We start from the raw sequence: 14,088 nt of genomic DNA on the forward strand, positions 1-14,088 counted from the left end.
GCGGCGCCAAGGGTGGTCGCCCGGTCACCTACGACACCGAGGCCTACAAGCGCCGCAACGTCGTCGAGCGCGGATTCAACATCTTCAAGCAATGGCGCGCCTTGGCCACCCGCTACGACAAACTCGCCCTGACCTATCGCGGCGGCGTCGTCCTACGCGCCATCACCATCTGGCTCAAGGCTTTAAGAGACACGCCCTAGTACGCGCGGATGCGGTCGGAGTCCCTGAACAGCGGGCCGCAGCAATAGCCAGATGGGAGAGGGATCGTCCTGTCAGTGGATGAACGTCAACGGCGCGCCCTCAACGTCGTCGAACGGAATTCGTCTCTCACGCTCAATCCGTGGCCGAGCAACCAAGTCCCATGCATCCAGATCAAGAGCCAACTCCTGGTGAGGCGCGCGCGAATCGGCGTCCTGTAGTACTCGAGCGGCGGCCGGAACGGGACTGTTTGCCAACCAGTCTCTTCTCACCGCATCGAGCCAAAGGCACAACCGAACGGAAGTGCCTATTGCCTGAAGGACATGGTCCGCGGCGGGGATGTACGCGGAGTCACCGGCAACGAGGGTCGGATGCGCTCCAATGAATGCCTGCAAGTAAGTTGCGGACAGCAGCCACGCTCAATGGTTGAACCACGGCTGCGGGCGCACCTCGGGCGCGGCGACTTGCCAATGCGCCTCTCGTTCTGCCCACCTTCGGTAGTAAGCCGCACCTTCCGTAGGTAACGGGTCGACGTAAGCAGTGCACTATCCGAGGAAGTTCGGATCCTTGTTGCAAAGTCGCACCCACGGAGCGAATGCCGAAACAGGCTCCGCGGGCAGCAGGTAGATGAGGCGTGTGCGCCCGAGTTGAGGTAGTTCGACAGCAGCGGAAGCGGGGCTTTCACCACCCAACGGCCAGCGCTATCGGCATAGTTCGTCTTGCACTCGATATCAAACCTGCGACGGCCATGTATCTCGTGATCAACGGTGCCGCACCGCGGTTGTTGTTTGGTGACCAAATGATCGCCGTAGGCGCAGCAGACAGGAACTCGAACGCGAGGGATGTGTCAACAGTTCGTTCTGGCAGGACCAGATTCGGTTGCATGACTGCAAACTTTCACCGACCACGTACGCACGGTGGCCACGGTGCTTCGGCGGTTGCATGCTGGGCCGTCGGGGCTTCCGTCTAGTTTGCTGGCATGCCGAGTGGAACCGAATTCCTCCAGTTGACGATTTGCCGTCATGTCAGTGCCAGCTGTTGCAGCAGCCATCACCGCGTTTGCGCGCCGATCTAGTAACGAGTCGCGTCTGCTGCTGCGGCTCGAGCGGCGGGCCGCGATCTATCCCCACCGCCCGGAGGGCTTGATGCAAGAGGGGTTCGCGAAGAATGAATGGCGCCGGTGCGGAGTGTCGGACCCGCTTCATACACTCGGTATACCAGCCCCACCCGAGAAACGGAGTACGGCCCGATGGCTCACCTACGACAGCAGTTCAAGGATGCGTTGAGTTCCATCGAGCCCGGCGACGACAAAGCCAATGCACCTGAGGCACATCGACTAGTCCGCGAAGCGCTCGTCTCCGACGCCAGGCTCTCTGATTACGGGGCGAACCCGGTGCTGATCGGTTCGTACAAGCGAAGCGTGTCGATCAAGCGAGTGAAGGACGTTGACGTGTTCGTCCGTCTCCCCGATCTGCCGAGCGACGTCACCTCGAAGGAGGTCCTCGACCGGTTCTTTAGCGTGCTCCATGCCGAGTTCGGACGCGATGACGACGGGCATCAGCGGACCAAGCGACAGGATCGAAGTCTGCAGGTCTCGTTCCCCGAGTACGACCTGTACGTCGATGCCGTTCCCGCGCGCCTTCATTCGGATGGCGAGACTTGGGAGATCCCGCAGAAGAGCGACGACAACCAGTGGGTGCACACCAACCCCGAATCGCTCACGTCGCTGTCGACCGCGATGAACACCGCGCACGACGGCTTATACGTCCCGACGGTGAAGCTGCTCCGCCAGACCCGGCGGGCACTCCTTGGCAAGAAGAAGCCGGGGGGCTTCTTCTTCGAAGTCGCGACGTACCAAGCCTTCGCCTCAGGTCTCGTCACGGGGAGTGATCAGGCGGAGTACTACGTCTCGGCACTCGACGAGGTGAGCAAGATCGTCGAGAACTTCGTCACTTACGGCATCGCGATCAGCGACCCCACCCTCCCCGGGCGCACCATCAGCATCCGCGCGACCGAAGATGAGCTGGACGCGGCTCAGAGGAGGTTCGTCGACGCCGCCGCGGACGCGCGCGACGCGCTCGAGGAGGAGGACGAGGGTCAATCCGCGCTGGCGTTCCAGAAGCTGCTCGGCAAGAACGGCGACGACGACACCGTGTTCCCTATGCCGCCGGGCTTCAACGATGACGGGTCGAAGCGCGAGTTTGCAATCTCCGCTGGTGAACGGGTCGTGCCGGCGGGGACCAGGACCTTCGGTTGACGATCGCCGAGTACGACGAGTACGTCGCACACTCGCGTCAGCACTTCGAAGAAGGCCTGATTCGCGCGGGCTTCATCGAACGCGACACCGGGTGGCGGGGCACGATCGCACATCCGGGCGGGTCGACGGAGGTCGTGATCTCGTTTCGGGCGCGCTTTCCGTTCCAGCCGCCACGCGTCGTTCCCGTCGACCCGGACAGCATCACGTGGTCCTGGCATCGAGAACTGGACGGCGCACTCTGTTTGGTCGCGGAGGATGACCACCAAGATCTGTGGTGGACAGAACCGTCGGCCTTCCTGGAGCACATAACCGCGTGGTTTGAGCAGGCGGATGCCGGGTGGCCCAACGATCGGCCCGATCTGGATCTCGAGCGGTACTTCCACGCCTCGGAGGACGAGCGCCTCTATCTCTTCGACGACCTCGCTGGCCACCCCAACGGTTTCGTGCGGTTTCGTCCGAGTAGCAACAACACCATGCGGATCGGAAGCGGTACGCGTCCGCCGAAGGCATCGAAGCACAGCAAAGATCGCTTCGGCTATGTCGCCGATCTCGGCGACATCGACGTCCCACCGAGATCCTGGGAGGACGTCGCGGCCCGCATCACCCCCGACGTGGACTTGGACCGCCGAATCCGGAATCACCTCGTTGACATCGTGGTGCTCATCTACCGTCGCGGCACCCATGACGGCGCGATCGTGCTCGAAGTATGGCCGACGAAGGACGGGGGCACAGCCGTTCGACGCCTCCGCGCCGCAGCCGACACCACCGCGGCGAAGACGGCCCGCGCAGGTGTCGTGGCGCCACTGCTGCACGAAGCTCGAGTCGCGATCGTCGGCGTCGGCGCGCTCGGCTCCTTCACCGCGGATCTGCTCGTGCGCGCCGGCATCCGACACCTGACGCTCATCGATGACGACATCGTCGCACCCGGCAACCTAGTCCGCCACCTCGTCGGACCAAAAATGGTGGGGCTGCCGAAAGTCACCGCGATCAAACGACATCTGGTCGCCCGGCATGAGATCGCCGCAGACGACATCAAGGAGCTCGACGAAGCCGTCTCGTACGGTGACGTCGCCATGGAGCTTCTGACGAGCCACGATCTCGTCGTGGATACCAGCGCCGACTTCGCCACGACCGCACTCCTGCACGTCGCGGCCAGGTCCGCGCGGAAGCGAATCATCTCTGCCTCGATCCAGAACGGCGGCGCCACCTACCGCGTCGACCTACTCCCGCCGCTTGAGGGCACCGACTCGCTGCCGAGCTCGGGCGCGGACGTCGATCAGCAGTCGCCCGCAGTGTTCGAAGCCGGGTGCGGCAGCCCGATCTCACCAACGCCACCCCATGTGGCGGTCGAGGCGGCATCCGCGACCGTCCGTCACGTCATCGGCCTACTCATCGAACGACCCGTCCATCCGTCAGGGGAAGTGCGAACCTTCGTCGACCCGGCAAGGATTGTCCAATGACTCGATCCGCTCCGAGCATCGACGTACGTGCCGACGCCCACGAGACGATCGCATCCGAGACAGCGAAGCGGCTCCCCCTCGAAACCGGCGGCATCCTCCTCGGATACCGCGAGATAGACAACGTCGTGATTACTCACGCCCTCGTAGTCGACGGCGGCGGCGCTACACAAGACCGATACGTCCGCGACGACGTTCGGGCGAACGAGCGGCTCGCAGAGTTTCTCTCGAATAGATCAGAGGACGACCCAATCGGCTATGTCGGGGAGTGGCACAGCCATCCCGCACCGTCCGGCCCGAGCAGAATCGATCGCAACGCAATGCGCGGCGCGGCCAAAGCCGCTCACGGCCCCGTCGCTCTCCTCATATTCACGCCCGGCGTCACTGGCGCGTACTTCGGCCTAGTCGCGCTGCGTCAGAGACTCGGCCGAGTCGCCACACGGGATGCGCACGTGACCTTCCCCCCGTCACGATTCGGTCAGCTCGGCCCGCTTCCGGAAGGCGCAGTTCGCGGCGATGGGCCCGTGTTCATCTCGTACCGCCAGTCCGACGGGACACAGCAAGCGGAGTCATTCGAGAATTTGCTCAGAGCCGCGGGTCTCGTCGTATGGAGAGACCGCGTCGACCTCCGGCCAGGGACGACGACAGACCGGCTCGAGCAAGCACTCACGAAGGGGCTCTCGGCAGGAGTGCTCCTTGTGACTCCCGATATCGTCGACAGCGAAGTCGTCCGAGAACGCGAACTCCCCCGACTGCTTCAGCTCGACGAGAACCCCGCCTTCAGCCTGTGCATCGCCAACAAGATCGCACGGCCGGGAAGCGAGTCGAAGTGCGACTACGACGCGCCCGACCGGCTGCTGCGGCTCACCCCGGCACGAACGCTCGCCGACAAGAAGCAAGTAAACGTGGTCGACCCCCAAGGCGAACTCGAAATCATTCGCGACCTCGTCATGCACCGGATCGAGCAACGCCGGGCTGAGATCCGCGCAGCGGACAGGGACTTGACCATTCGCGTTCAAAGCCGCCCCGCCCCGTTCGCCGCGGATGCCGACGATGATGACCTTCACATCCGGATCAAGGGGGCCACCAAAGGTCGGCTCCCAGCGCACGACGGTCTCGAACTGCTTTCGAGGACGCTCCCGCTCACCAGTGACGCCGTATTCGCAGCCGGCGCGAAGCGCGTGCAGATATCTGGCGGCGCGCACCTCTCAGTTGGTCTCGCGCTCGGAGCGGCATTGCCCGAAACCAAGATCGGCAACGTCGCGGTCCACGATGTGCAGAACAACGTCTGGGAGTCGACACCAGCGAACAACGATCCGAGGTTCACCGATCTCAAAGTCGAGACGCTCGCTGTCGAGGTCGCTCAGCAAAGCAGCGCGGCGAACAGAGTCGCGGTGTTCGTAACCCTCACCGCAGACCCAGACCTCACCGCGTTCGAGCGCCTCGTGCGTGAGTCCGTCGACGGGTTCGCCAGCGTAGAGATGGTCTCCGTTACTAGCTCCAGTCGGATCTATCCAGAGGAAGCAGGCCGCCTCGGCCAAGCTGTCGCCCAGCGCATCAAACGAGTGTCCGCGGGTCACGGGCGGGCCGAGGTTCATCTCGCCTTCCACGGCCCCTTCCCCATGGCCGTGCTCGTCGGGCGGTACCTAAACACGCTCCGCACCATCGCCTACGAATGGGACGGCGACACAATCAACGGCCCTCGCTACCGGCCGGCGATCACGCTCGAGCCCGGAGTCGCTGGCGGTCCGATCACCGAGGTGCTCCTGTAGGTACGGAACCTGGAGTTTGCCCGAGCGGCCCCTGTTACTCGCGCGCAGCCTTGCCGGCGTGTCGGCCACTGCTAGGTGAGCCGGTGTTGGCTGACCGGTGTGCATCAGCTCAAGCGCGTCGTAGATCAACTCGACCGACCGCGAAAGAATCAACTCGTTCCAGTCGTCTGTGAACAGCGCATTCGTGAGGATCTGGGACTCGAAGACGTCCTCGACTTCTTCCGGCATCAATGCTCGATACTCAGAGGTGCCTTGTCGGAGATCTCCCGATTCTCTGCGCTGAGGAAAGCGAAGGTTGCGAGGCAATCCAACTTGTGGCCCGACAGCGGCACGTTGTTATTCACAAGGTATGCCCTCGGAAAACAATGGTGATACTCGCGCCGGTTCGGCTCGGCGAGGACGGCGTCAAGGTGTATCGACCGCCGCTCAGAAAGGAGCGCGGATTCCGCGCGGCAAGCTGGAGTATGGATGCTTTGGTTGCGACCGTTCCAGCGTTGAATGAGCGCGCCTCGTAGAAGCCTGCTTCGATCGCGGGCTCGATCTGGTCCAGCGTTGATGCCTCACCGCGGCGCAGCTTCAGAGCCCCTGGACGTCCGGCTTAATTTCGTATTACGATGTGCCCATGAGTAGCGGCGAGACGATCAACGGCGTGCCGGTCACCGAAGAGCAGATCGCTGCCTGGGCGGCAGAGGCGGAGTCCGGCTTCGACATCGACGCGCTCAAGCGCCGCGGGCGCGGACGACCCGGACGCGGAGCAGAGCCCGCGCAGGTCGTTGCGCTCCGGTTGACGGCCGAGGAGCTCGCCGCGCTCGACGCCCGCGCGGCGCGGGAACACAAGTCGCGCTCCGATCTGATCCGCGAGGCGATCGCCGCGTACGCGGCGTGAACATCCACGACGCTGCCCTCAAACACGGCATCGCGCCCGATGACATCCGGCAAGCAGCCTCCTGGTCGCTCTGGGTCGAAGACCTCGATGACGACTCGCCCGCCCGCCAGCTGCGACTCGGATTCGACACTCAAGGACGCCTGCTCGAGACCGTCGTCCTCGTTTTCGACAGTGGCAACGAACTCGTCATCCACGCCATGAAGGCGCGACCACAGATGCTCGACCTCCTGCCCTGACGCCGCGCAGCACAGATACGCAACGGCCCCGCTGCCGCGCACTTCCCGCAAGAGGCTCATGTGCGCAAGCGTCAACTCGGCCCGCGGCGCTAATGCGTTTTCCGATATTAGCGGCATACTCGGGAGGGACGCTGGGGAGGATGCTTGAGCGAGGCGAGTAACGATCTGTCAGGTTGGCTATTCGAGGGCTGGAGTGAAGACTCTCCGATCGCCATCGTTGAGGGGTTCTCCGGCACAGGCAAGACGCGAGCAGCGATTCAGTACTTGCGAGGCTGGGGCGCCAAGAAGATCCTTCTGTCCCTCCCCGAGGACATGCTCTATGAGGACTTCCTGTTCACCATAGTTTCTGAGCTCGAGAACGCTGGCATACGCGAGGTTGCAGATGCGGCTGATTGGGAGCATGCGCTACTCTCACTCATCGGATCAGGTGAACTGCTGCTCGTGCTGGACGACTTCGAGAAAAGTCTCGATGCCGATGGGGTTGTGACATCAGTCGAACTGAGGTCACTGCTTACGAAGATCGCGGCGCTCCCCCAGGGACGGACGTGTGTCCTCAGCTCGCGATCGCCGGCGCCCGATTCCTGGACCGATAGGGCGGCATTCCGCACGGTTCGGCAACTCAGCCCGGATGAAGGGTCGCGAATTCTCCGCACGTTGCTCGACGAGCGCGACCTTATCGGTGAGGTGACGGACGGATTGGTCACCGAGGTGTCCACGTGGCTCGGCAACAACCCACGAGCCATGCGCGCGTTTGTTGCCTGCCTCATGGGGGAGCCGCTCGAGGAGATTATTGAGCGTGACCGGGAATCATGGGACCTAAGGAACACGCCGCGCTCGCGCCACCTCATCGCCGAACTCGAGAAGGAGTTCTGGTACAAGACCATAGGTCGGCTTGATGCCGAAGCGATTGCGTTGGCCGAAAACCTCTCCGTGTTTCGCCGCCCGTTCCGTGCTGATGCGATTGAGGCAGCCGGGCACACGAACTCGGCGTGGGAAAGCGCGCGCAACCGGCTTAGCAGAGGATTCCTACTTGACCGCTCGGGGGCATGGTATGAACTCAACCCCATCGTCCGGCAACTCTGCGGCGCATCACTCTCGATCAACACGAGGCGACTTACGGTGGCACATGCGAGGGCCGCTGATTACTTCGCACGTAGGCTCGACGCCAGGGCATACCGCGACGAGGCGAGATCTGGCGCAGCGTTTGTCGAGGCGAGATTTCACTACCTAGAGGGCGGGCACCCGGAGCGGGTGGACGAGATCGCAAAGCAGCATCGCGGGCTACTGCTCCGCGCGTACCGCGGACTTGATGTCAACCTCGCGGATCCGAAGAAGGCACGGGAGCGTATCCCCGTGCTCTTGGCCGCACTGGACCACGATGATGCGGGATATGGAAACCTACGCGCCGCGCTAGTTCGACTGCTTGAGGTTCGGGCGTCTGAAGGCGACGACATCATTGCTCTGCGTCATGCGCTGCTCGCCTCGCGTGAGCGGACGCCTACTGCATTCTGGCGGGCCTACGTGCGTATCGCGTCGCGGCAGGAGACCGATCCATTCCTGGTGGCGCTCTCGCGGCGGGCTCTGGATAACTGCCTCGACAGGCCCGAGTCAGTCGTGGTGGCTATCGCCCACGTCTTGTTTCGACGTGGGAACACAGTTGAGGCTCACCGTGTTATCGACGACGCGCTGGGCCGACTCGGTGGCGACGCACAGTTCTACTTAGTCCGTATGAAATCTTTCCTGTTCGATCGTTCGGGACGCTTCGATGAGGCGTTCGAGGTCAGTCTGGGTAGCCATCGCAACGGGGTCCGGAGCCGTGTCGGTGATCGCCTGGTCGAAGAGACAACGTTCCTTGCCTATCAACAAGGTTCAGCGAAGAGGCTCGCTGAGATCGCGGCGTACGCAGCGGCAGCGGAGCCCCCGCTGTCCCGTCGGTCGAGCACACTCGCCCTCATGTTGACTGAGATGCTTCGCGGTGACTTCGCTCGGGCCGAGGCAATCGGCACCCCCGATATCTCCGATCCGGCGGTCGCATCACAGGTCGCGTTCTGCAGGCTCACACTCGGCGACATCGACGGTGCCGTGTCGCTGGTTTCAGGTTTCGGTGCGCGCAACTCGGCGACATTCTGGCTCAACGGGCTGATTGCACTCTGCGCCGGTGACGCCGACTCCTACATGGACGCTATGGAGCGGTCGCGTGCCGACGGTGTCGGCGGCGAGGCGAGGTCTTGGGATGAGGTGCTCGCGGAGAAGTATTGGCTCTGGATCTGGGACAATATACCCGAGGATCTTCGCCCATATCCTGCCTACTACTTTCCGAGGCTGCCGGCGCAACTGCTCGGTACGGAGCGAGATCTCGTTCGCACCCACGCGAAGGGATCTGTAGCACAAGCGATTGAGGACCTGAACCCATCGCTGCCGAGCAAGCTGCCAACCATCCCGCCGATCCCCCATGCACCCGCAGTTCGCGAGTCGCCAGAGGGGTCTCCGATCATCTACGTTCAGGAAGGAAAGTTCGAGATGAGCTCTGATCAATACATCAACAACGGTCAGGTCGCGGCCATGGGACAGAAGGCCAAGGTGGAAGGAGATGTTACCCAAACGCTGGTCAACGCTCTATCCGTGTCAGACGCCCTACGTGCCCTTGCTGCGCACGCTCGAGCAGTAGGAGACAACCATGTCGCCACGACGCTCGACGCAACACTGGAGCTCGAGGAAGCATCGGACCGCGTGGGCGCTGGGAATCGGTTCCAGGCAGCCGCCAGGTGGGTTGGGGACAAGCTGGCCGATGGTTCGATGGCTGTCGCGGCGGGCGTGGTGCTTAGGGCTCTCGGGGCTGCGTAGTCGACGATCGGTTCTCGATGACTCCGCCCCCAATGAGCCTCGCCGCGCGCGACCGATGGCGACTCGCACGCCGAGGTCTCCTCAGCGTGCACTGCACCAAAGGGGATTCACACGGCTGCGTATTCACGGTTGCGCAGGCACGCCCGGGAGAGGGTCGGCCCGCCGGTGCTCCTAGCTCCGCGCGACCAAGGCACGGATGACAGCAAGCTCCGCTGACGTGAAACCATCTTGATTCTCGAGCAATACGTCGGCCGGCGTGCGCCCCGATCGGTCCTGGGCGCTCCGATTCGCGCCACCCCGACAGAGGGCTTCGATTGCTGAGATGTTCCCGCGGTCGATCGCTTCGTGAAGCGGTGTGACGCCTTCGCCGTCTGCAGCGTCCGCATCGGCACCGGCGGCGAGAAGAAGCTCGATCGCCGTACAACCGGCCCCGGCCGCGTAATGCAGGGCAGTACGTCCGGCGCTGTCGCACCTCATCACGTCGGCGCCGGCCGAAAGGAGAAGTTGTGTCAGACCGGCCCTGGAAGCGTCGTAGAAGGGTTCCATCTCATCCACTGACTCCATCAACGGGGTGACGTCGTCAGCGGTGTCGGATCCGTAACTGTCAACCGCGGCGCCGGCGTCCAGCAGCTCGCGGACGAGAGCGATGTCGTTGCCCCATACGGCGAACCCCAGTGTGCGCGGTGAGCTCGGCTGCGATGGCATGCTCTCAGCATCCATCAAACTGCGCTGATCCTGGGCGGCATCCGGTACGCACGCCGGAAGGGATCACGACCGCGCCAACGCGGCGATCCTCTCGTGCGTCGCGCGAACGAACGCGGCATAGCCGCCGGGGTCCTGCCCCAGACTACGGATCAGAAGGCTTAGGGGTTCGAGTCCCTTCGGGCGCACACCGTGTTGAGACAGTGATCGTGACCCCGCGGATCCCGCGGGTTTCGTGGTTTCCGCGGTCGTGCGGGACAGTCGGCGAGACCGGTGTGGAATGATCACGCCATGACCTCCGCATCCGCGAAGAAGCGACTGCCGTTCTGGACGCGTCTCCGTCACGCGATCTTCGGCACGCCGATCACCCACGAGCAGATGCGTGCGATGACGTCGTCCGAGGTCGCCGCGCAGCGCGTCGACCCGGCCGCACGCGCCAGCCAGACGTCGCACACCAACTCGGGCTACCTGGGCGGGTTCTGACCCAGGCGCCGCCGCAGGACCGGCGGCCATCACGATCGCGCCAGCCCCGCGATCCTCTCGTGCGTCGCGCGAACGAACGCGGCGTAGCCGCCGGGGGTCCTGCCCCAGAACCTACCGGACGTGATCACCTCGTTGTCGTCCGTCGCGACCACCCGCGCGCCCAGAGCGCGAGCGGCACGAACGAGCTCGACGTCCTCGTGCTGATCGAGATCGGCGAACCCCCCGGCCGCGAGGTAGGTATCGGCGCGGAGACCGAGGTTCGCGCCGTGGACGTTGCCGGCCGGGCGTCCGCGAGGGTGGGTCTCCACCCAGTGCGCGGCGTGCTCCGCGGTGAGGTCGGCGAAGTCCGGACGCACGGTACCGAGCACGACGTCCGCTCCCGCCGCGTGGAGCTCGAGCTGATGGCTGAGCCAATGATCCGGGACCGTCGAGTCTCCATCGGTCGTGCAGATCCAGATTCCGCTCGACGGCACGTCGCCGAGCGCGGCGAGGGCGTCGTTCACACCGACGCGCCGGGCGGTCCCCACGTTGCGAGCGTCAATGCGAAGCGTCTGCACCGCGAACGATCGCGCGATCTGTTCCGATGCGTCGGTGCACGCATCGAGGACGACGACGGCGGAGATGCGGACGTGCGGGTGCGTCCGCCCGGTGTGCGCGAGCGCGGCGCTCAGAGCGTTGAGGCAGTCGCGCAAGAGTTCGGCCTCGTTGTGCACCGGGATCACGACGGCGACCGCGGCGATCTCGTCGGACGACCTGGCGCTCACGCGATCAGGCCCGTCTCGGCTGCGACCGACCGCGCGTGGTCGAGCCCGAAGACCTCGAGCACGAAGTCCTCCTCTTCGTGCAGGGCGATACGGACGAGGCGATCCGAGGAGCGGAGTGCCGCGTGGACGTCGTCGCCGGTCTGCGGATACTCGGCGACCGGATGCCGCCAGTGGCAGGCGACCAGATGCCCGTCAGGCGACATCGCACCGTGTATCCGCTCTATCGCGTCGGCCAGGTCGGCGGCACTCCAGTAGTAGCCGACCTCGGAGAGCACGATGAGATCGAACGTGCCGGCGGGCCACTGGCCGGGCAGCGCGAGGCGCTCGAAACTCACGCCCGTCCTGCCGCCGACACGATCCTGCGCGATCGCGAGCGGCGCGGCTGCGATGTCGACGGCGTGGACGGCATCGCAGCGTTCTGCCAGCAGCTCGGTCAGCACTCCCGTGGAGCAGCCGAGCTCGAGCGCAGAGGCGTATCGGGCGCGGGGCAGGCTCGCCAGGGTGACAGCGCGCTTCCTCTGTTCGTACCACCGCGACTCGAACCCCCAGGGGTCGTCTCCGTTCCGCCCGTAGAAATCGTCGAAGAAGCCCTCGCCAAGGGTCTCGGGCTCCTCGGCGGGTCGCACGAAGATCTCGAAATCCCGATCGAAGTGCGCCTGCATCCCGTCATGGAGCATCACCTCGTCACCCGGAGCCGGTGAGAGCGCCTCGATCTGGCTGCGGTGATGCCCCATGGCGGCGCGCTTGGCGCCGGCGGTCGCAGCGTCGAGCCGAACGATCTCGAGATCGTCCCACGGCACGTCTTCGGGCGAGCCCCAATGCCACAGCCAGATCGGGTACCCGCGCCAGGGGATCCCGATCTCCCCGCACACCTCGGCAGCCACCTCGCCGACAACGCGGTGGTCCCGGTGGCCGTCCCCTGCCACGGCGACACGACGAGGCGGGAGCCGGTGTCCGCCAGCAGCGCGCGAACCGCGGCCGCGATGTCGTCCCGGTGATCATCGGTGCCGCCGTCCGGGATGCCGAGGAAACGAACCTCGATCGACGGATGCAGGTGTGCGATGGCCGCGGTCGCCTCCCGGCGCCGCAGCGCGGCCAACTCGGCGGGCGAGTGCGACGGCGAGTCGGGATGCGACCCCTCTCCGTCGGTCGTGATGAGCACTGTCACGCGCGCTCCACGACGAGCGGTGGTCGCCATCAGCCCCGCCGCGCCGAGGGTCTCGTCGTCGGGGTGCGCCGCGATCACGACCAGGTGATCGGCGTTTTCGCGGAGGGTCGGCAGTGCCCGCGCTGCGAACGCCTCCTCCCACACGCTCTCGGCCGTTCCCGGGTCACGGTGACTGAAGCTCACCACGCGCCCCGCCCCTCGCTGATGTCGGCGCCGATCCGCGCCACGTCCCGCTCGCCGTGATGTTGACGCAGATAGAGTCCGAGGTCCGCGACCCGCCGCGCATGCGCCTCGTCGGCGACCAGAGGAAGCGGGCCGAGCGCGCGCCCAGCCTCGGCGAGCGTAAGTTCGACGGCGTCGGCGACGACGGCCCGGACGCGACCCGCGAGCGTGCCCGGGAAGGCCGGGCCCTGGGATGCCGCGCCTGGGGATGCGGCGTCGAGCCCGTCGAACTCGCGAGCGGCGGATCGCAGCGCCAGACGCGCGGCCCAGAGAGCCGTGTCGACCCGTCCGAGGTGCAGCCGCGACAGCTGATCGGCGCCGTCGCGCTTCGCTCGCTCCCGCAGGGCGTCGCGAAGCGGCAGGGCCGCGCCCCACCAGCACGCGGCCACCCCGATGCCGCCCGCCGCGAAACCAGGTCTGCGGAGATACCATCCTGGTTCGCCGACGGGAACCGCCGGAACCGACGTGAAGTCGACCGGCGCGCTGACCACCTGGCTCAGCCCTCGGGCGAACCACGGCCCCGTTCGAGGCCGGCACCAGGGTCTTGCAGTGCGACGGCGAAGAGACGACGCTCCTCACCCACCCACGCCGTCACGAGCGCGTGGCTCAGATGCTGCGCCAGCGAACACCACGGCTTGGTCCCGTTCAGGCGCCACCCGCTGCCACTGGCCTGCGCTTCGAGACGCATCCCTGCGCCCTCGGCGGCGAACACGCCCCACGACGAATCAGGACCGGCAGCGATCGACGGCAGGTCGGCGAGCGAACCGGCGCGTCCGGCTTGTCCCAAGATGGTGAGGGCGTCGAGATGCGGCTCGAGGATGCGGGCGGCAGCGACATCCCTCGCGGCGACCGCCGCCAGAAGAGACCATTCGTCCGCGAATGACTGCTCTGCGCTGAATGGCTGCTCTGAGCTGAATGACTGCTCTGCACTCCGGGCAGCGCCGACGGCGACCGCCCACGAGAGCGTGGCGCCGACATCGGTGCCGAATCCGGCGACGGCATCGGCGTCGTCGAGCGCCGTCCTGAGCCCTTGGTCGAGCGGTCCGTCACCCAGGAGCTGTGTTGCCGACGAGCTTCTCTGAATGGGATCCACATGCCG

13 protein-coding genes and 1 pseudogene are annotated in these 14,088 nt (G+C 65.3%); 8 read left to right on the plus strand and 6 right to left on the minus strand.

The genetic code is table 11. From position 1 onward, the window contains the following. The 7 genes from QQZ13_RS05675 to QQZ13_RS05705 form a co-directional block, all read left to right on the plus strand. Positions 1-200: transposase (locus QQZ13_RS05675; protein WP_284528115.1), on the plus strand; the 200-nt coding region annotated here is incomplete at its 5' end. 1,247 nt (positions 201-1,447) lie between these two features. Next, positions 1,448-2,455 carry a nucleotidyltransferase gene (locus QQZ13_RS05680; RefSeq protein WP_284528116.1) on the plus strand — a complete coding sequence of 336 codons (1,008 nt, stop codon included), beginning with the start codon at positions 1,448-1,450 and terminating at the stop codon, positions 2,453-2,455. Next, positions 2,452-3,915 carry a ThiF family adenylyltransferase gene (locus QQZ13_RS05685; protein WP_284528117.1) on the plus strand — a complete coding sequence of 488 codons (1,464 nt, stop codon included), beginning with the start codon at positions 2,452-2,454 and terminating at the stop codon, positions 3,913-3,915. Before QQZ13_RS05680 ends, QQZ13_RS05685 begins: the two co-directional genes overlap by 4 nt. Further along, the gene (locus QQZ13_RS05690) at positions 3,912-5,684 is read left to right on the plus strand and encodes an SAVED domain-containing protein (RefSeq protein WP_284528118.1); all 1,773 of its coding nucleotides are present in this window, start codon (positions 3,912-3,914) and stop codon (positions 5,682-5,684) included. Before QQZ13_RS05685 ends, QQZ13_RS05690 begins: the two co-directional genes overlap by 4 nt. Positions 5,685-6,306: 622 nt before the next feature. Then, positions 6,307-6,570: a ribbon-helix-helix protein, CopG family gene (locus tag QQZ13_RS05695; protein ID WP_284528119.1), complete on the plus strand. Its 264-nt coding sequence runs from the start codon at positions 6,307-6,309 to the stop codon at positions 6,568-6,570. Then, a complete protein-coding gene (locus tag QQZ13_RS05700; RefSeq protein ID WP_284528120.1) occupies positions 6,567-6,806 on the plus strand; it encodes a toxin in 240 nt (79 codons plus the stop codon). Before QQZ13_RS05695 ends, QQZ13_RS05700 begins: the two co-directional genes overlap by 4 nt. Before the next feature lie 144 nt (positions 6,807-6,950). Beyond that, entirely contained in the window at positions 6,951-9,650 is a 2,700-nt protein-coding gene (locus QQZ13_RS05705; protein ID WP_284528122.1) for a hypothetical protein, read from the plus strand. Between the two features lie 171 nt (positions 9,651-9,821). Here the strand turns inward: QQZ13_RS05705 and QQZ13_RS05710 are convergent, their stop codons facing one another. Further along, positions 9,822-10,355, minus strand: a complete 534-nt coding sequence (locus QQZ13_RS05710) for an ankyrin repeat domain-containing protein (protein WP_284528123.1) — start codon at positions 10,353-10,355, stop codon at positions 9,822-9,824. Between the two features lie 288 nt (positions 10,356-10,643). On the opposite strand from QQZ13_RS05710, the gene QQZ13_RS05715 reads away from it, so the two are divergent. After that, on the plus strand, positions 10,644-10,835 hold the full coding sequence (locus tag QQZ13_RS05715; protein ID WP_284528125.1) for a hypothetical protein: 192 nt from the start codon (positions 10,644-10,646) through the stop codon (positions 10,833-10,835). 29 nt (positions 10,836-10,864) lie between these two features. On the opposite strand, the gene QQZ13_RS05720 is transcribed toward QQZ13_RS05715, so the two are convergent. The 5 genes and pseudogenes from QQZ13_RS05720 to QQZ13_RS05740 form a co-directional block, all read right to left on the minus strand. Continuing rightward, a complete protein-coding gene (locus QQZ13_RS05720; protein ID WP_284528126.1) occupies positions 10,865-11,599 on the minus strand; it encodes a glycosyltransferase family 2 protein in 735 nt (244 codons plus the stop codon). Continuing rightward, positions 11,596-12,471: a class I SAM-dependent methyltransferase gene (locus QQZ13_RS05725; RefSeq protein ID WP_284528127.1), complete on the minus strand. Its 876-nt coding sequence runs from the start codon at positions 12,469-12,471 to the stop codon at positions 11,596-11,598. The genes QQZ13_RS05720 and QQZ13_RS05725 overlap by 4 nt, the downstream gene beginning before the upstream one ends. Before the next feature lie 107 nt (positions 12,472-12,578). Further along, positions 12,579-12,797 (minus strand): annotated as a pseudogene (locus QQZ13_RS05730) (PIG-L deacetylase family protein); the annotation flags it as partial. A gap of 149 nt (positions 12,798-12,946) precedes the next feature. Beyond that, on the minus strand, positions 12,947-13,480 hold the full coding sequence (locus tag QQZ13_RS05735; protein ID WP_284528128.1) for a hypothetical protein: 534 nt from the start codon (positions 13,478-13,480) through the stop codon (positions 12,947-12,949). Between the two features lie 5 nt (positions 13,481-13,485). After that, positions 13,486-14,082 (minus strand): hypothetical protein, encoded by a 597-nt coding sequence (locus QQZ13_RS05740; protein WP_284528129.1) that lies wholly within the window; start codon positions 14,080-14,082, stop codon positions 13,486-13,488. Positions 14,083-14,088: the final 6 nt, after the last annotated feature.

Origin of the sequence: Microbacterium sp. T2.11-28, assembly GCF_950097975.1 — a bacterium.
GTDB lineage: Bacteria > Actinomycetota > Actinomycetes > Actinomycetales > Microbacteriaceae > Microbacterium.

Coding starts and splice junctions, on each gene's coding strand:
- QQZ13_RS05695 (WP_284528119.1), top strand. CDS start 6,307: ATGAGTAGCGGCGAGACGATCAACGGCGTGCCGGTCACCGAAGAGCAG.
- QQZ13_RS05710 (WP_284528123.1), bottom strand. CDS start 10,355: ATGCCATCGCAGCCGAGCTCACCGCGCACACTGGGGTTCGCCGTATGG.
- QQZ13_RS05690 (WP_284528118.1), top strand. CDS start 3,912: ATGACTCGATCCGCTCCGAGCATCGACGTACGTGCCGACGCCCACGAG.
- QQZ13_RS05680 (WP_284528116.1), top strand. CDS start 1,448: ATGGCTCACCTACGACAGCAGTTCAAGGATGCGTTGAGTTCCATCGAG.
- QQZ13_RS05715 (WP_284528125.1), top strand. CDS start 10,644: ATGACCTCCGCATCCGCGAAGAAGCGACTGCCGTTCTGGACGCGTCTC.